The organism is Ruegeria sp. AL1 (assembly GCF_056540905.1).
Window position 1 is genome coordinate 179,413 of the sequence record NZ_JBQFXP010000005.1, and the last position, 20,801, is coordinate 200,213.

General features: G+C 60.3%; 19 protein-coding genes. 10 read left to right on the forward strand and 9 right to left on the reverse strand.

The genetic code is table 11. The features are described 5' to 3' along the window. Window positions 1-11: 11 nt before the first annotated feature. Window positions 12-1,040, reverse strand: coding sequence for a tryptophan--tRNA ligase (gene trpS, locus ACRZ9X_RS10050; RefSeq protein ID WP_480518349.1), 1,029 nt, complete (start codon window positions 1,038-1,040; stop codon window positions 12-14). Window positions 1,041-1,126: 86 nt separating this feature from the next. Here trpS and ACRZ9X_RS10055 point away from each other — a divergent pair, with 86 nt between their 5' ends. Then, window positions 1,127-1,813 (forward strand): rhomboid family intramembrane serine protease, encoded by a 687-nt coding sequence (locus ACRZ9X_RS10055; protein ID WP_480518351.1) that lies wholly within the window; start codon window positions 1,127-1,129, stop codon window positions 1,811-1,813. Window position 1,814: 1 nt separating this feature from the next. Here the strand turns inward: ACRZ9X_RS10055 and murJ are convergent, their stop codons facing one another. The 3 genes from murJ to ACRZ9X_RS10070 are packed head-to-tail and all read right to left on the reverse strand — an operon-like array spanning window position 1,815 to window position 7,304. Continuing rightward, window positions 1,815-3,356 carry a murein biosynthesis integral membrane protein MurJ gene (murJ, locus tag ACRZ9X_RS10060; protein WP_480518353.1) on the reverse strand — a complete coding sequence of 514 codons (1,542 nt, stop codon included), beginning with the start codon at window positions 3,354-3,356 and terminating at the stop codon, window positions 1,815-1,817. Then, complete coding sequence (locus ACRZ9X_RS10065; RefSeq protein WP_480518355.1) at window positions 3,353-6,172, reverse strand: [protein-PII] uridylyltransferase; 2,820 nt, start codon at window positions 6,170-6,172, stop codon at window positions 3,353-3,355. Before ACRZ9X_RS10065 ends, murJ begins: the two co-directional genes overlap by 4 nt. Then, the gene (locus ACRZ9X_RS10070; RefSeq protein ID WP_480518357.1) at window positions 6,132-7,304 is read right to left on the reverse strand and encodes a penicillin-binding protein activator; all 1,173 of its coding nucleotides are present in this window, start codon (window positions 7,302-7,304) and stop codon (window positions 6,132-6,134) included. Before ACRZ9X_RS10070 ends, ACRZ9X_RS10065 begins: the two co-directional genes overlap by 41 nt. A gap of 88 nt (window positions 7,305-7,392) precedes the next feature. Here ACRZ9X_RS10070 and rsmI point away from each other — a divergent pair, with 88 nt between their 5' ends. The 3 genes from rsmI (at window position 7,393) to gshB (ending at window position 9,617) form a co-directional block, all read left to right on the forward strand. Beyond that, on the forward strand, window positions 7,393-8,250 hold the full coding sequence (gene rsmI, locus ACRZ9X_RS10075; protein ID WP_480518359.1) for a 16S rRNA (cytidine(1402)-2'-O)-methyltransferase: 858 nt from the start codon (window positions 7,393-7,395) through the stop codon (window positions 8,248-8,250). Between the two features lies 1 nt (window position 8,251). After that, window positions 8,252-8,623 (forward strand): YraN family protein, encoded by a 372-nt coding sequence (locus tag ACRZ9X_RS10080; protein WP_480518361.1) that lies wholly within the window; start codon window positions 8,252-8,254, stop codon window positions 8,621-8,623. Window positions 8,624-8,684: 61 nt separating this feature from the next. Continuing rightward, entirely contained in the window at window positions 8,685-9,617 is a 933-nt protein-coding gene (gshB, locus tag ACRZ9X_RS10085; RefSeq protein ID WP_480518363.1) for a glutathione synthase, read from the forward strand. Here the strand turns inward: gshB and ACRZ9X_RS10090 are convergent. From ACRZ9X_RS10090 to cobU, 4 genes are read right to left on the reverse strand one after another with little or no spacing between them, the layout of a single operon-like run. Next, a complete protein-coding gene (locus tag ACRZ9X_RS10090) occupies window positions 9,614-11,128 on the reverse strand; it encodes a YifB family Mg chelatase-like AAA ATPase (protein WP_480518365.1) in 1,515 nt (504 codons plus the stop codon). The two genes, gshB and ACRZ9X_RS10090, sit on opposite strands and share 4 nt — an antisense overlap. A 47-nt stretch (window positions 11,129-11,175) precedes the next feature. Beyond that, window positions 11,176-12,057, reverse strand: a complete 882-nt coding sequence (locus ACRZ9X_RS10095; RefSeq protein WP_480518367.1) for a glutathione S-transferase — start codon at window positions 12,055-12,057, stop codon at window positions 11,176-11,178. 58 nt (window positions 12,058-12,115) lie between these two features. Then, window positions 12,116-12,694 carry a histidine phosphatase family protein gene (locus ACRZ9X_RS10100; protein ID WP_480518369.1) on the reverse strand — a complete coding sequence of 193 codons (579 nt, stop codon included), beginning with the start codon at window positions 12,692-12,694 and terminating at the stop codon, window positions 12,116-12,118. After that, window positions 12,691-13,212, reverse strand: a complete 522-nt coding sequence (gene cobU / locus ACRZ9X_RS10105; protein WP_480518372.1) for a bifunctional adenosylcobinamide kinase/adenosylcobinamide-phosphate guanylyltransferase — start codon at window positions 13,210-13,212, stop codon at window positions 12,691-12,693. The genes ACRZ9X_RS10100 and cobU overlap by 4 nt, the downstream gene beginning before the upstream one ends. A gap of 101 nt (window positions 13,213-13,313) precedes the next feature. On the opposite strand from cobU, the gene ACRZ9X_RS10110 reads away from it, so the two are divergent. The 6 genes from ACRZ9X_RS10110 (at window position 13,314) to ACRZ9X_RS10135 (ending at window position 19,861) form a co-directional block, all read left to right on the forward strand. Then, window positions 13,314-14,192 carry an RNA polymerase factor sigma-32 gene (locus ACRZ9X_RS10110; protein ID WP_480518374.1) on the forward strand — a complete coding sequence of 293 codons (879 nt, stop codon included), beginning with the start codon at window positions 13,314-13,316 and terminating at the stop codon, window positions 14,190-14,192. Further along, window positions 14,189-15,010 carry a ChaN family lipoprotein gene (locus tag ACRZ9X_RS10115; protein WP_480518376.1) on the forward strand — a complete coding sequence of 274 codons (822 nt, stop codon included), beginning with the start codon at window positions 14,189-14,191 and terminating at the stop codon, window positions 15,008-15,010. The genes ACRZ9X_RS10110 and ACRZ9X_RS10115 overlap by 4 nt, the downstream gene beginning before the upstream one ends. A gap of 63 nt (window positions 15,011-15,073) precedes the next feature. Beyond that, entirely contained in the window at window positions 15,074-16,270 is a 1,197-nt protein-coding gene (coaBC, locus tag ACRZ9X_RS10120) for a bifunctional phosphopantothenoylcysteine decarboxylase/phosphopantothenate--cysteine ligase CoaBC (RefSeq protein WP_480518378.1), read from the forward strand. Window positions 16,271-16,287: 17 nt separating this feature from the next. Next, complete coding sequence (dut, locus tag ACRZ9X_RS10125) at window positions 16,288-16,743, forward strand: dUTP diphosphatase (protein WP_480518380.1); 456 nt, start codon at window positions 16,288-16,290, stop codon at window positions 16,741-16,743. Beyond that, window positions 16,744-17,787, forward strand: coding sequence for a HesA/MoeB/ThiF family protein (locus tag ACRZ9X_RS10130; protein WP_480518382.1), 1,044 nt, complete (start codon window positions 16,744-16,746; stop codon window positions 17,785-17,787). It abuts the gene before it with no gap. A gap of 58 nt (window positions 17,788-17,845) precedes the next feature. Further along, window positions 17,846-19,861: a M3 family metallopeptidase gene (locus ACRZ9X_RS10135; RefSeq protein WP_480518384.1), complete on the forward strand. Its 2,016-nt coding sequence runs from the start codon at window positions 17,846-17,848 to the stop codon at window positions 19,859-19,861. Here ACRZ9X_RS10135 and ACRZ9X_RS10140 read toward each other — a convergent pair. Then, window positions 19,858-20,790: a 2-hydroxyacid dehydrogenase gene (locus ACRZ9X_RS10140; RefSeq protein WP_480518386.1), complete on the reverse strand. Its 933-nt coding sequence runs from the start codon at window positions 20,788-20,790 to the stop codon at window positions 19,858-19,860. The genes ACRZ9X_RS10135 and ACRZ9X_RS10140 overlap by 4 nt on opposite strands. Window positions 20,791-20,801: the final 11 nt, after the last annotated feature.

The following is a 20,801-nucleotide window of genomic DNA, read 5'->3' on the forward strand; positions in this document are numbered from 1 at the left end:
GTCCAGAGCAATCAGACCTGTTTCGCGCCAACCATGCCCACAATATCGTAGGTCTGTTGCAGGATCGGGGCCGCAATCGCCCGTGCCCTTTCGGCACCACGAGCAAGGATACGGTCGATTTCGCTTTGATCGCCCATCAAACGCGACATCTCGGACGAGATTGGGGCCAGCTTGGACACGGCAAGGTCCGCAAGCATGGGCTTGAACTCGCCAAACTGCTTTCCACCAACCTCAGCAAGAACGTCTTCCACGGTCTGGTCACTGAGGGCCGCGTAAATCGAAACGAGGTTGCGCGCCTCGGGGCGGTCCTCAAGCCCATCAACCTCGGATGGCAGCGCATCCGGATCCGTTTTGGCCTTTCGAATCTTCTTGGCAATCGTGTCCGCATCATCGGTCATGTTGATGCGGCTCATGTCCGACGGGTCCGATTTGGACATCTTCTTGGCCCCGTCGCGCAGGCTCATGACACGGGTCGCGGCACCCTTGATCACCGGCTCGGTCAACGGAAAGAAATCAACGCCGAAATCATGGTTGAACTTGGTCGCAATGTCGCGCGTCAGTTCCAGATGCTGTTTCTGGTCATCGCCCACTGGGACGTGGGTCGCGTGATAAACCAGGATATCGGCGGCCATCAGGGCCGGATAGGCGAACAGACCCAACGAGGCATTCTGAGCATTCTTTCCGGCCTTGTCCTTGAACTGTGTCATCCGTTGCATCCAGCCCAGACGCGCGACGCAATTGAAGACCCAGGCCAGTTGCGCATGTTCCGGCACCTGGCTTTGGTTGAACAGGATCGACTTTTCGGGATCGAGCCCCGACGCGATATAGCCTGCGCACAGTTCACGCGTGGCATGTTGCAATTCTTTTGGGTCCTGCCAGACGGTGATCGCGTGCAGATCGACCATGCAATAGATCGTCTCGTAATCCGAGCCCTGCATCCGCACCCAGTTCCGCAGAGCACCCAGATAGTTGCCAAGGTGCAGATTGCCGGATGGCTGCGCGCCGGAGAACACGCGCGGTGTGAACTGGGTTTCGGTCATCGAAGGGAACTCCCGTCTGGAAAAATCAGCCCCCGTCGCTTACCCATGAGGCCAAGGGACGTCAACAGCCGCGAAAGGCCAGCCCAATGAGCAGCGAGCATTATACCCCCGCCGTGAACCCTCTGCCGCCTGTTGTGGTGGCGTTGGTTTTGTTCATCATGGGCATCGAACTGGCCTTTACCTTCGGCGCACGCGGTTTGGTGGGCGGGCCTGCGGCGGTGGGATGGCGGTTGGATGCGTTACAGCATTACGCGTTTTCACCCGACATCTTTGATTGGATGATAGAAAACGGGCGCTGGCCGTTTGAACATCTGATCCGCTTTGTGACCTATCCGTTCGTGTCGGCCAACTTCACGCAGGCCATTTTTGTCTGTGTCTTTGTTCTGGCCATGGGCAAGTTGGTGGCCGAAGTGTTCGGCAGCCTTCAGATGTTGGTGGTTTTTGTCTTGTCCGGCATCGGTGGCGCGCTGGTTTATGCCCTGTTGCTTGATCCGCGCTATCCGCTGGTGGGTGGGTTCCCTCCGGTCTATGGCCTGATCGGCGCGTTTACTTGGATATTGTGGCGCAAGTTGTCACTGGTGGGCGAAAACCAGTCGCGCGCGTTTAGCCTGATTGCTGTTCTGATGGGTATCCAGCTTGTATTCGGCCTGCTATTTGGCGGCACCAAGGACTGGGTTGCCGATCTGGGCGGCTTTGCCACGGGCTTTGCGTTGTCCTTCTTGATGGCTCCGGGCGGGTGGGCGCGGATCGTCGGACGCATACGCCGCGACTGATTTATGACCTGCGCAGGGCCTTCTTGAACTCTGACACCTCGAAGGCGCGCAGCAGGTGCCCCAGCACGAAATAGGTAATCGCTGCACCAACAATCAGGAACAGCAGCGCAAGATAGCGCCAGCCGGGCACCTGGAACGTCCAGCCGAACAAGTGCAATGCCGCGTAAAGAACAATCCCCATTCCCGCTGAGGCCACCACGATGCGCCAGGCCCGGCGCTTGAACCTGTCGTCGAACCGGGCCTCTTCGCCCATGCGGCGCCCACCCAGGATCAACAACCCGACCATGGCCCAGCCTGCCACCGAGGCCGCGATTGCGGGCGCAATCCACCCGACGATCGGGAACAGTCCAAATGCAAGCCCGGCGTTCACGACCATTGCGACAACCGCGTAGTGAAAGGGCGAACGTGTATCTTCACGCGCGAAAAACAGCGGTTGCAGCAATTTCTGAAGCATGAACGCGGGCAGACCCATACCATAGATCGCCACGGCAAGCGCGGTGGCCGCCGTGTCTTCTGCGCTGAACTGGCCACGCTCGAACAGGACCGACACCAGTGGGGTCGGGATGATTACAAAAGCAACGGTCGAGGGGATGGTCAGCAGTAGCGTAAATTCACCTGCCCGGGAAAATGCATTGCGGGCACCATCTTTGTCGTCGGCGCGCAAACGGCGGGACAAGTCAGGCAGCAGGACGATGCCAACCGCGATGCCAACCACACCCAGAGGCAGTTGATACAGCCGATCTGCCGCGAACAGCCAGCTGACCGCGTTTTCGGTTTTTGAGGCGACCAGTTGCCCAACGACCAGATTGACCTGCGTCACCCCCATGGCCAGCCCTGCAGGCACTGCGACGCGCACCATATGCCGCATCTCGGGGCTGAGCCTGGGCAGGCCCGGACGAATACGGATGCCTGCCCGCTCGGTCGCGATCCAGACAAGGGCCAATTGCGCAATCCCTGCCACCGGGATAACGGCGATCAGCCAGCGGATCACCTCACCACCCGAAAGCGCCCCGGCAATCAAAGCGGTGCAGGCAAAAATGTTCAGCAAAACCGGTGCAGCGGCGGCAGCGGCGAACCGCCCTGTCGCGTTCAGTACACCGGAAAACAGCGCGGCCAGCGACATGAACAGGATGTAGGGAAAGACGACATAGCCATAATCGACGGCCAGATCAAAGCGCGCGTCGCCATAGAATCCCTCGGCCGTGATCCAGACCAGCGCGGGCATGAACACCATCGCCAACCCGACCAGAGCCAGCACGGCCACGGCCAAAAGGTTGAACGCATCCTGAGCAAAGCCCTGGGCGTTCTCATCGCCCTCCAGCCGTTTTGAGAACATGGGCACAAAGGCTGCGTTGAAGGCACCTTCGGCAAAGAAGCGGCGGAACATGTTGGGCAGACGGAAGGCGGCGACAAACGCGTCCATGACAGGCCCCGGTCCGATATAAGCAGTCAGCAGTATCTCGCGCAGGAACCCCAGAATACGACTGGCCAGGGTCCAGAACCCGACGGTGAAAAGGCCCGAAAACAGCCGGATCTGCTTCATGAGGCTGCACGCTGGGCGCCTTCCGTGATGGCTTTTCTCAACTTGGCCTCAAGCGTGCGTTGTTTGCTGTCCGAGTGGTATTTCAGCCCGAACATGTCCTTGACATAGAAGGTGTCGACAACCTGTTCTCCGTAGGTGGCGATCACCGCATTGGCGATATAGACATTTGCCGCCGCCATCGTGCGGGCCAAATCGTAAAGCAGACCGGGTCGGTCGCGGGTATCGACCTCGATGATCGTGTATATCTCGGACCCGTCATTATCGAAAATGATATGGGTCGGCACGTTGAAGGCGCGTTCGCGTTTCTTTATCTTGTCGCGTGATTTCAAAGCGTCGCGGGCGACGACTTCGCCTTTCAGTGTCTTGTGGATCATCTGGGTCAGCCGTGGCAAGCGGCTGGATTCGAACGGGTGTCCTTCGGCGTCCTGAATCCAGAACGCATCGGTCACGTACCCGTCCTTGGTTGTGTAACTGCGCGCATCCACAACGTTGGCCCCGACCAACGCCAAAGCCCCTGCAATCCGCGCGAAAATCCCCGGATGGTCTGCCATGGCAAAGCAGGCGCGGGTGGCGTCGCGATCTTCATCGGGATGCAAACGGATCTCCATCGCGCCATGGTCACCGCTGGCGTCCAGCGCCTTCAGCATCTCGGCAAATTCGACATGGGTCGACAGGTTCAGGCCCTGCCAATACGGATCGTAGTGACGGCCTGTTTCGGTTTTCAGGTCGGCTTTGGACCATTCCGCCAGTTCGGCTCGCAGGGCTTTTTTGGCTCCGGCCCCCCGGTTGGCACGGTTGAGGTCTTCCATCCCTGTCTCCAGCGCCCGCTTGGTTTCGGCGTGCAGGGCGCGCAGCAACGTGGCCTTCCAGTTATTCCACGTGTCGGGCCCGACGCCGCGAATGTCACACACGGTCAGTACCGTCAGCAGATCCAGCCGCTTGACCGTCTTTACCGCCTTGGCAAAATCGCGCACCGTACGCGGGTCCGAGATATCGCGTTTCTGCGCCATGTCCGACATCAGCAGGTGATAGCGCACCAGCCACTCGACCGTTTCGGCATCCTTCTTGTTCAACCCCAGCCGTGGCGCGATCTTGCGGGCGATCTGAGCACCAAGGATCGAGTGATCCTCGGGTCGTCCCTTGGCAATGTCGTGGATCAGCAACGCCACATACAGAACCTTGCGATTGACGCCGCCTTTCAGGATCGACGAGGCGAGAGGCAGCGATTCCACCAATTCTCCGCGTTCGATCTGGGCCAGATTGACGATGCACTGAATGGTATGCTCGTCCACCGTATAGCTGTGATACATGTTGAACTGCATCATGGCCACGATGTGCTCGAACTCGGGCAGGAAGGCTGACAGGACGCCAAGCTCGTTCATGCGCCGCAGGGCGCGTTCGGGATTTCCATGTTTCAGCAGCAGATCAAGAAAGATGCGTTGCGCTTCCTTGTTCTCGCGCATGTCTTCGTCGATCAGGTCCAGATGCGCGCTGACCAGCCGCATGGCGTCCGGGTGAATCAGCATTCCGGTGCGCAGACCCTCTTCGAACAGCCGCAACATGTTTAGCTTGTCAGACAGGAATTTGTCGGCGTCGGCAATGTCGAGACGGCCATGAACCACCTTGTACCCGGCTTTGACACGGGGGCGGCGACGAAAGATGCGCTCCAGCAAAGGTGCGCCTTTCATATGCGTGGCTTCCAGCTTGGTCAGAAAGATGCGGGTCAGCTCGCCCACGCGGGTCGCTTCGCGGAAATACCGCTGCATAAAGACTTCGACGGCGCGGCGTCCGGCGCGGTCTTCATAACCCATGCGTTCGGCCACCTCGACCTGCAGATCAAAGGCCAACTGCTCGGTCGCCCGGCCTGTGACCAGATGCAAATGCGAGCGCACGGCCCACAGGAATTCTTCGGCCTGCGCAAAGGTCTGGAATTCGTCCGCCGTGATCAGTCCCAATGGCACAAGATCCGCCACATCCTGAACGTCATAGATATACTTGGCGATCCAGTATAGTGATTGCAGATCACGCAGCCCGCCCTTTCCCTCCTTGACGTTGGGCTCGACCATATAGCGCTGGCCCTGCTTGATATGGCGGTCATCGCGTTCCTGCAGCTTGGCCTCGATGAACTGGCGCTCGCTACCCTTGAACAGCTCGTCCCGCAAACGCTTTTTCAGCTCGTCCCCTAACGCGGCTTCACCGGCAAGATAACGCTGTTCCAGCATCGCGGTTCGAATGGTGAAATCGTCCGCTCCAAGGCGCAGGCAGTCTTTGATGGTGCGCGAGGAATGACCAACCTTCAGCCGCAAATCCCATAGGATATAGAGCATGGATTCGATCACGCTCTCGGCCCAGGCTGTAATTTTGTAAGGGGTCAGAAACAGCAGATCGACGTCGGATGAAGGGGCCATCTCGCCACGCCCATAGCCGCCGACCGCGATAACAGCGATCTTTTCACCCTGCGTGGGCGTGGCCAGAGGATGCAGGACCCTGCTCGCCACATGCATCGCCGTACAGACCAGCCCATCGGTCAGGTAAGTATAGGAATGGGTCAGCGGACGTGCGTCGAAGGGGCGCTGGGCGAAGGCATCCGCGATTGACTGACGCCCCGCCTTTTGCGCATTGCGCAGTATACGCACGGTCTCACTGCGCCGTGCGGTGTTGTCGGATGTGTTTTCGAAGGCCTCCGACAGCTGCGCCATGACGGTGGCGCTGTCGAAAATATCTTCGGCCGGGCAAATCAACGCACCCTTGGGGGTGAGCGTCAACGCCGGTCGATCAGAAACCGGCGCCAGAGAAGCTTTGTGGGGCAGGGTCAATCACTACTACCTGTTTATTCTGGATCGTGGCCACGGCCAGACCGCGTTCATTGGTGCCGTCCGAGCGCAGACGGAATATCCCGCCGACACCCTGGAACCCGGCATTTTGCGTCAGGGCTGCAGCGGTCAGCGCGTTTGACTTGCCCTGGCTGACCAGAGCACCGATTGCAGCGATGCCGTCATAGGCCAGCCCACTGATCGGATGCGGAGCCTCGCCGTATGTGTTGTTATACCGCTGACGATAGGCTTGGGCCTTGGCCGGATCCGGCAGGGCGAACCATCCGCCCTGAACTCCGGGCAGGTCCAGTGTTTGTGCCGGAATGTCCCAGCGGGTCAGGCCGATATACTGTGTTGTTGCGGGCGAGACACCTGCCTCGGGCAACAACTGCGAGAACAGCGGTAACGCGCCTGCTGTCGTTGCTGTCAGAAAGATGCTGTCAGCGGCCGTGGAATCCACGGTTGCCTTGATCGTGGGAACCGAGTTGATCACGCCCTGCTGCGAACGCTCATATCCCACGGTTCCCGAATTGGCGACGCGGCCAGAGCTCAGCGCGGTTGCGATTGCCGTTTGCCCAAGCTGGCCCGCCGGATCGTTGCTGTGAACGATGACCATCCCGGTTTTGCCCTGCGTACCCGCAAATTTGACAAGGCGGTTGGCCGTATTGTCAAAGGTGGGGCCAAGAACAAACACATTGCCGCCCGCGATGCTGGTGTTGTTCGAGAAGGACAGAACATTGACGTTGTTGTTCAACACAGCCAGTCCGACCGAATTGGCGGCTTGTGCATAAACCGGGCCAAGAATGATCTTGGCACCGTCGGCAACAGCCTGTTGGGCCACGGTAGACGCGGTGCCCGCATTGCCCGCAGTGTCATAGACCCGCAGGTCGATCTTTACATTCTGCAGGTCGGCCATGGCAAGACGGGCGGCATTTTCCAGACTGCGGGCCAGTGTTGCATCGCCGGATTGTGGCGAACCGCTTGGGATCAGCAATGCCACCGGAACCGGGTCGGATGTGTCGATCGACGGGCCTCCGCCCAGGCCACCGGGCTCGCAGGCAGCAAGAAACACTGCGGTGGCAAGGACAGCAGCGGAATTAGCGAACTTGCGAACGGACTTGCAAACGGTAAACATCTAAATGAAAACTCCCTGTCCCGGCGGCTTTAGATGCCGCCAATCTGTTATGTCGCGATAATAAACGTCACGCTGTGAGGGTCCAGCTTTGAATTTCCAAAAAACCAGATTGGGCGCTGGCCTGTATTTTGTCGCCACTCCGATTGGCGCGGCGCGCGACATTACGCTCAGAGCATTGGATATATTGGCCTCGGCAGATGTGATCGCCGCCGAGGACACAAGAAGCCTGCGCAGGTTGATGGATATCCACGGCGTGCCCCTGCAAGGTCGCCGCATTCTGGCCTATCACGACCACAGCGGCCCGGCGGCGCGTGGCAAGCTTTTGGATGCGCTGGCCGGGGGAAAGTCGGTCGCCTACGCGTCCGAAGCCGGAATGCCGCTGATTGCCGATCCCGGCTATGATCTGGGGCGACACGCGGCAGAGGCAGGATTCATGGTGACCTGCGCACCTGGCCCGTCGGCGGCGGTCATGGCCCTGACTCTGGCCGGGCTTCCGACGGATGCGTTCTTTTTTGCAGGATTCCTGCCCAACGCAACCAATGTGCGGCGCGCCCGAATCGAAGCGCTGCGCGATGTCCCGGGGACATTGATCTTCTACGAGTCTCCCAAGCGCGTTACCGCGTGCCTTTCTGATCTGGCCGACATGCTGGGCCCGGAGCGCCAGGCAGCCATGTGTCGGGAACTGACGAAGAAATTCGAAGAAGTGCGACGTGGCACGTTGAAAGAGCTGGCCACCGATCTGGAGGGCGAAACCGTCAGAGGGGAAATTGTTCTGCTGGTGGATCGAGGTCTTTCGGAGACTGTTAACGAATCTGACGTAGAAGAAGCGCTGAGGCGTGCTCTGGAAACTCATTCGGTTCGGGATGCGGCGGATCTGGTCTCAGAGATGTTCAAACTGCCGCGCCGTCCGATCTATCAAAAGGCGCTGAAACTCGGAAAGGGATAACATGAGCGCGCGATCTATCCGCAGTTCCACGTCATACCATGCCGGCCAAGCCGCAGAACAAAGTGTCGCGGCAGAATATGAACGGCGCGGATTTGTCATCGCACATCGCCGCTGGCGCGGTGCTGCGGGTGAAATCGACCTGATCGCGCGTGATGCAGACGGTCTGGTGTTTGTCGAAGTCAAGAAAAGCCGCACATTCGAAAGGGCCGCCGCACGGATCAATCGCCGTCAGATGAACCGTATCTGTGCATCGGCCTCGCAGTTTCTGGAAAGCGAACCGGGCGGGCAACTGACCAATACGCGCTTTGATGCGGCTTTGGTGGATGGTTCGGGCGTGGTTCAAATCATTGAAAACGCCTTTGGTCAGGCCTGACACCCATTGAACCCCTCGCCCCGCTGGGCCATGTATCTGGCGTGAAACTGAGGGACACGCCATGAAAATCGCCTTTCAGATGGACCCGATCGGGGCCGTGGACATCAATGCCGACAGCTCATTCAGGCTGGCCGAGGAAGCACAGGCCAGAGGGCATGATCTGTTTTTCTATGGGCCTGATCAACTGGCCTATCAGGAAGGGAGGATCACGGCCATTGGTCAGGACATGACGGTGCAGCGGGTTCCCGGCGAGCCGGCCATTCTGGGCCCGGAGCGTGAGGCGGACCTGAGCGATTTTGATGTGGTCTGGCTGCGGCAAGACCCGCCATTCGATATGCACTATATCACGTCGACCCATTTGCTGGATCGTCTGAAAGGCCAGACACTGGTGGTCAACGATCCATTCTGGGTCCGGAATTACCCCGAGAAACTGCTGGTTCTGGAGTTCCCCGACCTGACGCCGCCCACCACCATCGCGCGTGATCTGCGCACGATCAAAGCTTTCAAGGAAAAGCACGGCGATATCATCCTCAAACCGCTTTATGGCAACGGCGGTGCCGGAGTTTTCCGGCTGGACGTCAATGATCGTAACCTGACCTCGCTGCACGAACTGTTCACTGGTTTCTCGCGTGAGCCATTGATTGTTCAAAAATTCCTGCCTGACGTCAGCAATGGCGACAAGCGCGTCATTCTGGTCGACGGCGAAGTTGTGGGGGCGATCAACAGGGTTCCGGCGCAGGGCGAGACACGCTCGAACATGCATGTCGGCGGACGGCCTGAAAAGGTTGGGCTGACGGATCGGGATCTGGAGATTTGCGCGGCAATCGGGCCTTTGCTGAAAGAAAAGGGGCAGATTTTCGTGGGTATAGATGTCATCGGCGATTACCTGACCGAAATCAACGTCACCTCGCCAACCGGCATTCAGGAACTGGAAAGGTTTGACGGGATCAACATTGCCCAAAAAATTTGGCAAGCGATCGAGGCCAAGGTTTAAGATGCAGTTCTTGCGCTGATCCTGAAGCTCAGCGCCTCTGCCACGTGCGGGCGGCTCACATCCTGCGCGCCGTCCAGATCGGCAATTGTGCGCGCAACACGCAGGATGCGATGAAAGGCGCGCGCGGACAGACCAAATCGTTCGGCGGCCTTGAGCAACAGGTCCTTGCCCTCGCGATCTGGGCTGGCCACCTCCTCCAACTGCTGGCCTTGGATGTCAGCATTCTGGTGCGTCGCAGGGCTGTCGCGGAAACGTTCCGCCTGAATGCTGCGCGCCTGTGCCACGCGGGCAGCGACGATCTCGGAGCTGTCGCCTGACGGCGGCAATTCAAGATCGGTGAACGCTACGGGCGGAACTTCGATACGCAGATCAAAGCGGTCCATCAGGGGCCCGGATATGCGCCCCAAATAGTCTTCGCCGCAAACGGGCGCGCGCGAACAGGCGCGCGCGGGGTCGGTCAGGTAGCCGCATTTGCAGGGGTTGGCGGCGCCGACCAGCATGAACCGGCACGGATATTTCACATGCGCATTGGCGCGGGCGACCATGACCTCGCCGGTCTCGACAGGTTGGCGCAGCGTCTCCAGAACGGTGCGCGGGAATTCCGGGAATTCGTCCATGAACAGAACGCCGTTATGTGCCAGCGAAATTTCACCCGGTTTCGCCCCCTTCCCGCCGCCGACAATTGCGGCCATTGAGGCGGTGTGGTGTGGTTCGCGAAAAGGGCGGGTGCGGCTGATCCCGCCCTCGTCCAGCAACCCGCATAGCGACTGTATCATCGAGGTTTCCAGCGCTTCGGCAGGGGTCAGTGGTGGTAAAATACCCGGCAATCGCGCGGCCAGCATGGATTTACCGGAACCGGGCGTGCCGATCATGATCAGGTGATGTCGCCCGGCGGCTGCGATTTCCAGCGCCCGTTTGGCCCGTTCCTGCCCTTTTACATCACGCAGATCCCGCGCGCTGGCCGGCAGGCTAACCTCGCCGGGTTGCGCCGTCGGCAAGGGCGATTGGCCCGAGAAATGGCGAACCACATCCCCCAGTGAAGCAGCCCCGATCACCTGGGTTGCGTCAACCCATGCAGCCTCGGCGCTGGAGGCGCGCGGGCAAAGCAGCGTGCGATCCTCGGCTGCGGCGGTCATGGCGGCGGGCAGCGCACCGACAACCGGCACCAATGATCCGTCCAGCGATAGCTCTCCCAACGACAACGCCCCTTCGGCGACGTCCTGGGGAATGATATCCAGCGCAGCGAGCAGGGCGACCGCGATGGGCAGGTCGAAATGGCTGCCTTCCTTGGGCAGGTCTGCGGGCGACAGGTTGATCGTAATCCGTTTCGAAGGCAAAGCGATGGCCATCGCACTCAGAGCACTGCGGACCCGGTCCCGCGCCTCGGACACCGCCTTGTCCGGCAGTCCGACGATCGAAAAAGCAGGCAGACCAGGTGTTACGGCGCACTGCACCTCGACCGGGCGGGCATCGACCCCCTGAAAGGCAACAGTGTGGGAACGGGCGACCATGGCAGACCTGTCTTTGGTTAACAGGACGTTGCTGCCATGGCGGCGGTTTAGGAAACGTTAACGCTGTTCACCATTTCGCCAAATTTGGGCCATGCGCCGGGGTCTGCGACCGTTTTGTCGCGGCAGAACGGGTTGCAGAAGCCCCAGCGCTGACCGTCCAGCTCCAAAAAGTCGGTGACCGGTTTGCCGGAATATGGACAGTTTGAGTTGATCGAGGGTCCGTCGGCGACCGCAATCGCTTGAGACACACCAATGGGCCATGGCGTAAACGGCAGGTCTTGGGGATATGGAAACGGGTCATAGCGCACGGTCAGACCCATGGCGCGCCATTGACGCACGGCTGTGTCGGTCAGTAGGCCCATGCAATAGCCCATGTTATCCCGTGACACCGGTAGGCCGTATCCAACGATCCGGGCAGCGACCGGAGTGTAGAACACGTCAGCCAGTGAATAGGCACCGAACAGCGGGCCGGAGGCCGCACCAGATACCTCGCGCGCATGGGCCCAGAGGGTTTCGATCCGCGCCAGATCCGCTTGCGTTTCTGCGGAAGGACGGAACCCGTTCCAGCACTGTAGCAGCTGCATCGGGCATTCCCCGCGCAGCGCAGCGAAACCGGCCACCATCTCGGCGCACAGCCAACGTGCGGTGGCGCGCGCGGCTGGGTCTGCGGGCCACAGACCGGCATCGGGATGACGCTCGGCCAGGGTTTCCGCCATCGCGAGGCTTTCGCCTACGACCGTACCATCGGGCAAGCGCAGGGCAGGGACCAGGCGGGCCGGGGCCAGGGGTTTCATATCCGCGGCCATGGTCCCGGAATACAGGCCGATCATATGGCTGCGAAAGGGCAGGCCGAATTTTTCCAGCATCAGCCAGCCGCGCATGGACCAGCTGGAAAACAGGCGGTCGCCGATAAACAGATCATAAGTCATGGCTATACCCTGTCGGACCTTGGCCTGACCGTAAATCAGAGATTTGTGCGCCATCCGATCACGGAAGATGATTGATCCGCCCGACGGACCAGAAACCATCACGATATGCGATATCGGTGACCGAGAGGTTGTCGATCCGATGCCCAAATGCCTCTTGTGCCGAGGCGTTCAACGCGCGCTGAACCTGGGTCAGGATTACGCCGAAATGTGCCACGACGATCAACTCGCGACCCGGATGTGCAGCAATCAGCGCATCGATCGCCGCATCGACGCGGCCTCTTACGTCGTTCCAGCTTTCCCCTCCCGGAGGGCGCACATCGCCGGGATTGTCCCAATAGGAAAAAGCCAGCTCGGGGTCTTCCGACTCGATCTCGCGGAAGCCGCGCAGTTCCCAGCTGCCAAAGTTGATCTCGCGCAGAGCGGGCTGATGGGGCAGGCGCAAGCGCAGCCCCTGAATCGCCGTGGCCGTATCTGCCGCGCGGGACAGGTCCGAAGACACGACGACCGCGTCAGTCGGTAAATGTTTCAACAATCGGGCAATCGCGGCGGTGTCGCTCAGGTCGGCGGGAAGGTCGGACCAGCCGACCATGGTTCTGGCATGGGTCGGACCGTGGCGCACCAGATGCAGACGCGTCACGGAAGCTGCCCCTTCAGAACCCGGGGCAATCCGGCGGTCACCTGCACCACCAGATCCGCCTGTGCTGCAAGAGCAATATTTAGGCGTCCCTGAGCCTCGCGAAATTGCCGCGCCAGCGCGTTGTCGGGCACAATGCCGTGGCCAACCTCATTTGATACAAGCACAATCTGGGCTGCGCAGTTGCTGAGAGCTGCCAGCAGTTCGGCCTGTGCCCGTTCAAGATCGGCCTCGCCCAAAAGCTGGTTGGTCAGCCACATGGTGGCGCAGTCAATCAGGCAGATCTGGTCGTCGGTCAACTTTGCCAGTTTGGGACCCAAGTTCAAAGGTTCCTCGATCGTGGTCCAGCCGCTGCCTCGTTGGGCAATATGCTTGGTCACCTTCTGGCGCATCTCGTCATCAAACACTTGTGATGTCGCTAGATACACCCGGTTTTTTTCCGTAGAAACAACGAACTGTTCGGCGAAAAGCGACTTACCGGATGCTGCGCCGCCCAGGACAAAGGTTAAAATGGGGCGCACTTTAATTACCTTTCAAGTGATCCATCCGGTTTTGCCCTGCGTATCGACCATAGGTCGGCAAAGCAAGTCCGGCTTGTCGCCTGTGAAAAGGGGAGGTTTTCATGGCACTGGACAATGCGAACGAATTTTCAATGTCCCGCAAGGCCATGAAGGCCGAGTTGCTGGACGCCGAGACCGAATTGAAACTTGCTTATGCCTGGCGCGATGAGCGGGATGAGCAGGCGTTGCACCGACTGATTACGGCTTACATGCGGCTGGCGATTTCCATGGCGGCCAAATTCAAGCGCTATGGCGCGCCGATGAACGATCTGATCCAAGAGGCCGGGCTGGGCCTGATGAAGGCCGCCGACAAGTTCGATCCTGATCGTGGCGTTCGATTTTCGACCTATGCGGTCTGGTGGATCAAGGCCAGTATCCAGGATTACGTGATGCGCAACTGGTCTATGGTGCGCACCGGCTCGACCTCGTCCCAGAAATCGCTGTTCTTTAACATGCGTCGTGTTCAGGCCCGGCTGGAGCGTGAAGCCGCCACCGACGGGATGGAGCTGGATCGTCATCAGTTGCATCAGATGATCGCGACCGAGATCGGCGTGCCCCTCCGTGATGTCGAGATGATGGAAGGACGCCTGTCGGGTTCTGATTTCTCGCTGAACGCGGTGCAATCGGCCGACGAGGAAGGGCGCGAGTGGATTGATGCGCTGGAAGATGACAGCGAACAAGCTGCGGAAACGGTTGAGAACCGGCACGACACCGAGCAGTTGCGCGACTGGCTGGTGACTGCGATGCAGGCGCTCAATGACCGCGAGCGCTTTATCGTGCGTGAACGCAAGCTGCGTGAACCGGCGCGGACGTTGGAGAGCCTTGGCAAGGAATTGGGCCTGTCGAAAGAGCGTGTCCGCCAACTGGAAGCGGCAGCTTTCGTGAAGATGCGCAAGAACCTTGAAGCGCAATCGCGCGAGGTGCAACACTTCTTCGCATGAGACAATTTGCGATTCTTACGGCCCTTTTGGCGGTCGCGATCTCGGCGTCAGCGGTGCGGGCGGGCGATCTGATACCACAGGACGTTCTGGACGACATGCGCGCGGCAGATGTTGTTCTTCTGGGTGAGATTCATGACAACCCAAATCACCACAAGGTACAGACCGAGGCGATAGGTGCTATCGGACCCTCGGCGGTTGTCTGGGAAATGGTGACCGAAGAAGGGGCACAACGGCTGGCGCAGAAAGCGTCGACCAACCCCGAGGAGTTGTCCAGAATCCTGCGCTGGGCCGAATCCGGCTGGCCGCCGCTCAGTATGTATTATCCGGTGTTTCAGGCCTCGAATGCGCCGGTTTACGGGGCCATGGTCCCCCGTGCCGCAGCACGTGCCGCGATGGAGCGTGGCGCGGCCACCGCGCTGGGTGCGGACGCTGCGCGCTATGGGCTGACCGTGCCCTTGTCGGATGAGGATCAGGCCGCACGCGAGGCGGATCAACTGGCGGCGCATTGCGATGCCTTGCCTGCCGAAGCTTTGCCCCAAATGGTCGCGATTCAGCGTCTCAGGGATGCGGTGTTGACCCGCGCCATCCTGCGCGCAACGGACGAAACCGGAGGCCCCGTGGCCGTCATTACGGGTAATGGTCATGCCCGCAAGGACCGTGGCATACCCACATTCCTGTCCCGAATGCGTCCGGGGTTGAAGGTTTTTGTGCTTGGTCAGTCCGAAGATGGAGCAATATCCGGCGAATTTGACGCTGTGGTCGACAGCCCGTCAGTCGATCGCGAGGACCCCTGCAAAGCATTCGAGACGCAGAATTAACGGCTGGAACTGTCTGGCAGCCTTGCCTAATGTCAGGGCCGACCGGGACGGGAAGGGCATAACATGCTGGCATCGAAACGTATCCTGCTGATCATCGGCGGAGGGATCGCGGCCTATAAGTCGCTGGACCTGATCCGTCGTCTGCGCGAACGCGGCGCTGCGGTGACGCCGGTTCTGACCCGCGCTGCGGAAGAATTCGTTACCCCCTTGTCGGTATCTGCGCTGTCTGGTGAGAAAGCCTATCGCGATCTCTTTGATCTGACGGACGAGGCCGAGATGGGCCATATCCAATTGTCCCGCTCTGCCGACCTGGTCGTTGTTGCCCCGGCAACTGCCGACCTGATGGGCAAGATGGCGGGAGGGCTGGCCAATGATCTGGCATCGACCCTGTTGATGGCCACCGATACTCCGGTCCTGTGTGCGCCTGCGATGAATGTACGGATGTGGGATCACCCTGCGACGCAGCGCAACCTGAAACAGCTTCAATCCGATGGTGTCCGGTTCGTGGGGCCGAACGAAGGCGACATGGCCTGCGGCGAATTTGGCCCGGGCCGAATGTCCGAACCATTGGAGATCGTTGCCGCGATCGAGGCGGGTCTGACCGCAGGCCCGCTCGCAGGCAAACGCATTCTCGTCACGTCTGGTCCAACCCATGAACCCATCGATCCGGTGCGCTATATCGCTAACCGATCATCAGGGGCGCAGGGCGCGGCTGTTGCCCGAGCTCTGACCGCGCTTGGGGCCGAAGTTGTATTTGTGACCGGCCCTGCCGAGGTGGCCCCACCCGACGGCGTGCAGGTCATCACGGTGGAAACCGCGCAACAGATGTCGGACGCCGTAGATGCGGCCTTGCCGGTCGATGCCGGAGTGTTTGCTGCGGCTGTTGCGGATTGGCGTGTGGCCAGCGCCTCGGACCGGAAGCTGAAGAAAACACGGGACGGTATGCCTACGCTGGAATTCGCAGAAAATCCCGACATTCTGAAACGGGTCGCGCATATGTCCGAAGGCCGACCGTCTTTGGTTGTGGGCTTTGCCGCTGAAACCGACAATGTGGTGGATCACGCCACTGCCAAACGGGCGCGCAAAGGGTGTGACTGGATCGTCGCCAACGATGTCAGCCCCGCGACCGGGATCATGGGCGGGTCCGAAAATGCCGTCATCCTGATCTCGGATACCGGGGCCGAGGAATGGCCGCGCATGGGTAAAGATGCGGTAGCGGAGCGTCTGGCCACGCGGATCGCCGACGCACTGGCCGGTTAGGCAAAAAAGGAGCAGTCATGGTTGCAATCCGCGTCATTCGCGAGGCCGGGTCCGATCCTTCGATCCCGTTACCCTCTTACGAAACACCCGGCGCGGCTGGGGCCGATATACGCGCGAATCTTCCGGACAAAGCGCCTGTTGCGCTTGCGCCCGGTCAGCGTGCGCTGGTGCCCACGGGATTGCGCGTCGAAATCCCCAGCGGCTATGAAATACAGGTTCGCCCACGCTCGGGTCTGGCATTGAAACATGGCATTACCTTGCCAAACACGCCGGGCACGATTGACAGTGATTATCGCGGCCCGCTGGGGGTGATCGTGTTGAACGCCGGACATGAGATGTTCGAGATCACCCACGGCGAACGCATCGCCCAACTGGTGGTGGCCCCGGTGGTTCAAGCGACGTTCGAGGCGGCAGACGCGCTGAGCGAGACAGATCGCGGCAAGGGCGGGTTCGGCTCGACCGGGCGCGTCTAGATGCTGCTGGTACTTCTTCTAGCGGCGGCATTGTGGGCCATTGGATATGTGGCTGGCGTGTCCCGAATGGCCCGAATGGTTTCGGTCGGGGTGCTGCTGCTGGGCGTGATCGTTGCGCAGCTGATTTTGCCCGATGGTCATCCGTTGCGCGAGGCGACTGGCGGCTCTGCGGCGATGTGGCTGATATTGGGTGGTTTCGCCATTCTGGTTCTGGTTTATGGAAGGGTGCTGAACGCGCTGCGCAACCGGGCAGCGCCCGCCGTGCCCAAGGAGCCTGCCATGCCATCCGACCAATTCTCCGAGACCGAGCTTGAACGCTATGCCCGCCATATCGTTCTGCGCGAGCTGGGTGGGCCGGGGCAGAAGAAGATGAAACGGGCGCGCGTGTTGGTGATCGGCGCCGGAGGATTGGGCGCGCCAGCCCTGCAATATCTGGCTGCAGCTGGCGTCGGCACTATCGGTGTCATCGACGATGACGTGGTCGAGAACGCCAACCTGCAGCGGCAGGTGATCCACCGGGATACGGATATCGGGATGCCCAAGGTGTTTTCGGCCCAACAGGCGATGCAGGCACAGAACCCCAACGTCGTTGTCCTGCCGTATCACCGCCGCCTGACGGATGACATCGCAACCGATCTGTTCTCGGACTTTGATCTGATCCTTGACGGCACAGACAATTTCGAAACACGCTATCTGGCCAACCGTACGGCGGTGGCATTGGGCAAACCCCTGATCTCGGGGGCGCTGTCCCAGTGGGAAGGGCAGCTCAGCGTGTTCGATCCGGCCAGCGATGCGCCCTGCTATCAATGTATTTTCCCCGAGGCCCCGGCCCCAGGTCTGGCCCCCTCCTGCGCCGAGGCGGGGGTGATCGGGCCATTGCCCGGGGTGGTCGGGTCAATGATGGCGGTCGAGGCGATCAAGGTGATCACCGGCGCAGGACAGGCTCTGCGCGGCGAGATGCTGATCTATGACGCGCTTTATGGGGAAAGCCGCAAGATCAGCCTGTCGCGCCGCACGGATTGTCCGGTTTGCGGCGATCAATAGGCGTCCGTACTGGATCATTCGCATCCCCGCTCCTAGGTAGGATGCAAAGGAGAGTTCCATGACCAACCCGATCCTGTCCGACTGGACCACCCCGTTTGAAATCGCTCCGTTCGAAAAGATTTCGGATACGGATTTTGCCCCCGCTCTGGACGCGGCCATGCAGGCCCATTCGGCACAGATCGAAACGATTGCAAACAACCCGGATGCGCCGAGTTTTGCAAACACCATCGAGGCGCTGGAAGCGGCCGGGGAACAGATGGACAAGGTCCTGTCGGTCTTTTTCACCGTTGCCGGTGCCGACAGCAATCCGGCGCGCGAAGCCTTGCAGCGGGAGTTCTCACCCAAACTGGCGGCGCATTTCTCGGCTATTTCGTCGAACAAGGCTCTGTTTCAACGTTTGTCCGACCTGTGGGCGCGCAAGGATGCGCTGAACCTGACCGAAGAACAGGCCCGTGTGCTGATGCTGACCCATCGCGGGTTTGTCCGATCCGGTGCAGCGCTGACTGGCGAAAGCGATGCCCGCATGCAGGAGATCAAGGCGCGGCTGGCCTCTTTGGGTACGTCCTTCACACAGAATCTGCTTGCGGATGAGCGGGACTGGTTCATGGAGCTGTCCGAGGATGATCTGCAAGGATTGCCCGATTTCGTGGTGGCTTCGGCCCGGGCCGCCGGGCAGGAAAAGGGCGCGGATGGGCCTGTTGTGACCTTGTCGCGATCTCTGATCGTACCCTTTCTGCAATTCTCTCCGCGTCGGGACCTGCGCGAGACAGCCTATCGTGCATGGGCCGCGCGCGGTGCAAATGGAGGCGAGACAGACAATCGTGAAATCGCAGCGGAAATTCTGGCACTGCGCGCGGAACGGGCCAATCTGCTGGGTTATGACAGTTTCGCCGCCTACAAGCTGGAAACCGAGATGGCCCGCACACCTGACCGTGTGCGCGACTTGCTGATGCAGGTCTGGGAACCGGCCAGGGCGCGCGCAGAGGCGGACGCAGACACCCTGACCCGGATGATGCAGGCGGACGGTGTCAACGGCCCGCTGGCCGCGTGGGACTGGCGCTACTATGCCGAGAAGCGCCGCAAGGCCGAGCATGATCTGGATGAGGCGGCACTGAAACCCTACCTGCAACTGGATCGGATGATCGAGGCGGCATTTGCCTGCGCCAATCGCCTGTTCGGTCTGGAGTTCGCAGCGCTGGACATCCCGCTGTATCACCCTGACTGCCGGGCGTGGGAAGTGACGCGAAACGGCCAGCATGTGGCGGTGTTCATCGGAGATTACTTCGCAAGGGGTTCGAAGCGGTCGGGTGCCTGGTGCAGTGCCATGCGGTCTCAGGCCAGACATCCGAAGGTTCAGACCCCGATCGTCATCAACGTGTGCAACTTTGCCAAGGGCGATCCGGCGCTGCTATCCTATGACGACGCGCGGACCCTGTTTCACGAATTCGGCCATGCCCTGCATCAGATGCTGTCAGATGTGACCTATGAAAGCGTCTCGGGCACCTCGGTCGCGCGTGATTTCGTGGAACTGCCCAGTCAGCTTTACGAACATTGGCTGGAAGTGCCCGAAGTTCTGGCTGAATTTGCAACTCATGCCGATACCGGCGCCGCAATGCCACAGGAGATGTTGGAGAAAGTGCTGCAAGCCGCCAATTTCGATCAGGGGTTCCAGACGGTCGAATATGTGGCCTCGGCGCTGGTCGATCTGGCCTTTCACGATGGGGCCGCCCCCGCTGACCCGATGGCCAGACAGGCCGAGGTTCTGACCGATCTGAGTATGCCGCCCGCCATCGGTATGCGCCACGCCACGCCGCATTTCGCCCATGTCTTTGCCGGCGACGGCTATAGCGCGGGCTATTACAGCTACATGTGGTCCGAGGTCATGGACGCGGACGCCTTTGCCGCCTTTGAAGAAGCCGGAGGCGCCTTTGACCCTGAACGCGCCAGCGCGCTGGAGGAGCACATCCTTTCAACCGGTGGATCACGTGAGGCAGAAGATCTGTACTTGGCGTTCCGGGGCCGCTTGCCTGGGGTTGAGGCGCTGTTAAAAGGGCGCGGCCTTATCGCGGCTTAATAACCCAGATCGCGGTCAACAAGGTGCAGGAAAGGCTCACCGGCCTCGCCGCGCCGTATGTTCTCTAGGATCACCTGCGCGGCCGTCGCCGGGCGGGTTTCCGAAGCGATATGGGGTGTAACCGTCACATTGGGATGTTCCCAATATGGATGATCAGCAGGCAATGGCTCGGTGCGGAAGACATCCAGCGTGGCGTGACCCACTTGCCCAGTATTCAAAGCATCCAGCAAAGCGTCATCATCGATAAGGGGACCGCGCCCGGGGTTGATGATGCACGCCCCCTTCGGCAGCATCGCAAGTGTTTCCGCGTTCAGGGCATTTTCGGTCGCAGGGGTATCGGGCAGCAACAAGACAACGATCTCGGCCCGGGACAGGGCCGTACGTAATCCGCCGGTACCGTACAGACATGCCACTGAGGGGATGTCTTTGGCAGTGCGGCTCCAACCCGAAACCTGAAAATTCAACGCACTTAGCGCTCGGGCGGCGGCTTCGCCCAGTGCGCCGAGACCCAGAATGCAGACATGACGTTCCGACGCCAGCGGCGGAGGGGTTGGGTTCCAGACGCCGTCCTGCACTGTAATGTGCCTGTCCATTCCAAGGTGATACCGCAGCACATGGCCAACCACCCATTCCGTCATGCCCTGCGTCAGCCCACCGTCCACCATTCGCGCCAGCGGGACAGTCAGGGTTTCGTTGTCCGAGATCGTCTCGACCCCGGCCCAGAGGCTCAGAACGGCCTTGAGGCGGGAATAGGGCGTAAAATCGCGCAGTCCTCCATTGGGGGCATAGACAACGTAATCAACCTGATCGGGGGCCATTTCAGTGGCCAAACTGAACTCAAGCCCGGCGTCGGTCAGCCCTTGGGACAGCAGAGGTTGATACACGGGCCAAAGCTCGGGGCGCGCGGAAAACAGGACGTTCACGGGCATCTGCGGCCTTT

Coding starts and splice junctions, on each gene's coding strand:
- trpS (WP_480518349.1), bottom strand. CDS start 1,040: ATGACCGAAACCCAGTTCACACCGCGCGTGTTCTCCGGCGCGCAGCCA.
- ACRZ9X_RS10055 (WP_480518351.1), top strand. CDS start 1,127: ATGAGCAGCGAGCATTATACCCCCGCCGTGAACCCTCTGCCGCCTGTT.
- murJ (WP_480518353.1), bottom strand. CDS start 3,356: ATGAAGCAGATCCGGCTGTTTTCGGGCCTTTTCACCGTCGGGTTCTGG.
- ACRZ9X_RS10070 (WP_480518357.1), bottom strand. CDS start 7,304: ATGTTTACCGTTTGCAAGTCCGTTCGCAAGTTCGCTAATTCCGCTGCT.
- ACRZ9X_RS10080 (WP_480518361.1), top strand. CDS start 8,252: ATGAGCGCGCGATCTATCCGCAGTTCCACGTCATACCATGCCGGCCAA.
- gshB (WP_480518363.1), top strand. CDS start 8,685: ATGAAAATCGCCTTTCAGATGGACCCGATCGGGGCCGTGGACATCAAT.
- ACRZ9X_RS10090 (WP_480518365.1), bottom strand. CDS start 11,128: ATGGTCGCCCGTTCCCACACTGTTGCCTTTCAGGGGGTCGATGCCCGC.
- ACRZ9X_RS10095 (WP_480518367.1), bottom strand. CDS start 12,057: ATGACTTATGATCTGTTTATCGGCGACCGCCTGTTTTCCAGCTGGTCC.
- ACRZ9X_RS10110 (WP_480518374.1), top strand. CDS start 13,314: ATGGCACTGGACAATGCGAACGAATTTTCAATGTCCCGCAAGGCCATG.
- ACRZ9X_RS10115 (WP_480518376.1), top strand. CDS start 14,189: ATGAGACAATTTGCGATTCTTACGGCCCTTTTGGCGGTCGCGATCTCG.
- coaBC (WP_480518378.1), top strand. CDS start 15,074: ATGCTGGCATCGAAACGTATCCTGCTGATCATCGGCGGAGGGATCGCG.
- dut (WP_480518380.1), top strand. CDS start 16,288: ATGGTTGCAATCCGCGTCATTCGCGAGGCCGGGTCCGATCCTTCGATC.
- ACRZ9X_RS10130 (WP_480518382.1), top strand. CDS start 16,744: ATGCTGCTGGTACTTCTTCTAGCGGCGGCATTGTGGGCCATTGGATAT.
- ACRZ9X_RS10135 (WP_480518384.1), top strand. CDS start 17,846: ATGACCAACCCGATCCTGTCCGACTGGACCACCCCGTTTGAAATCGCT.
- ACRZ9X_RS10140 (WP_480518386.1), bottom strand. CDS start 20,790: ATGCCCGTGAACGTCCTGTTTTCCGCGCGCCCCGAGCTTTGGCCCGTG.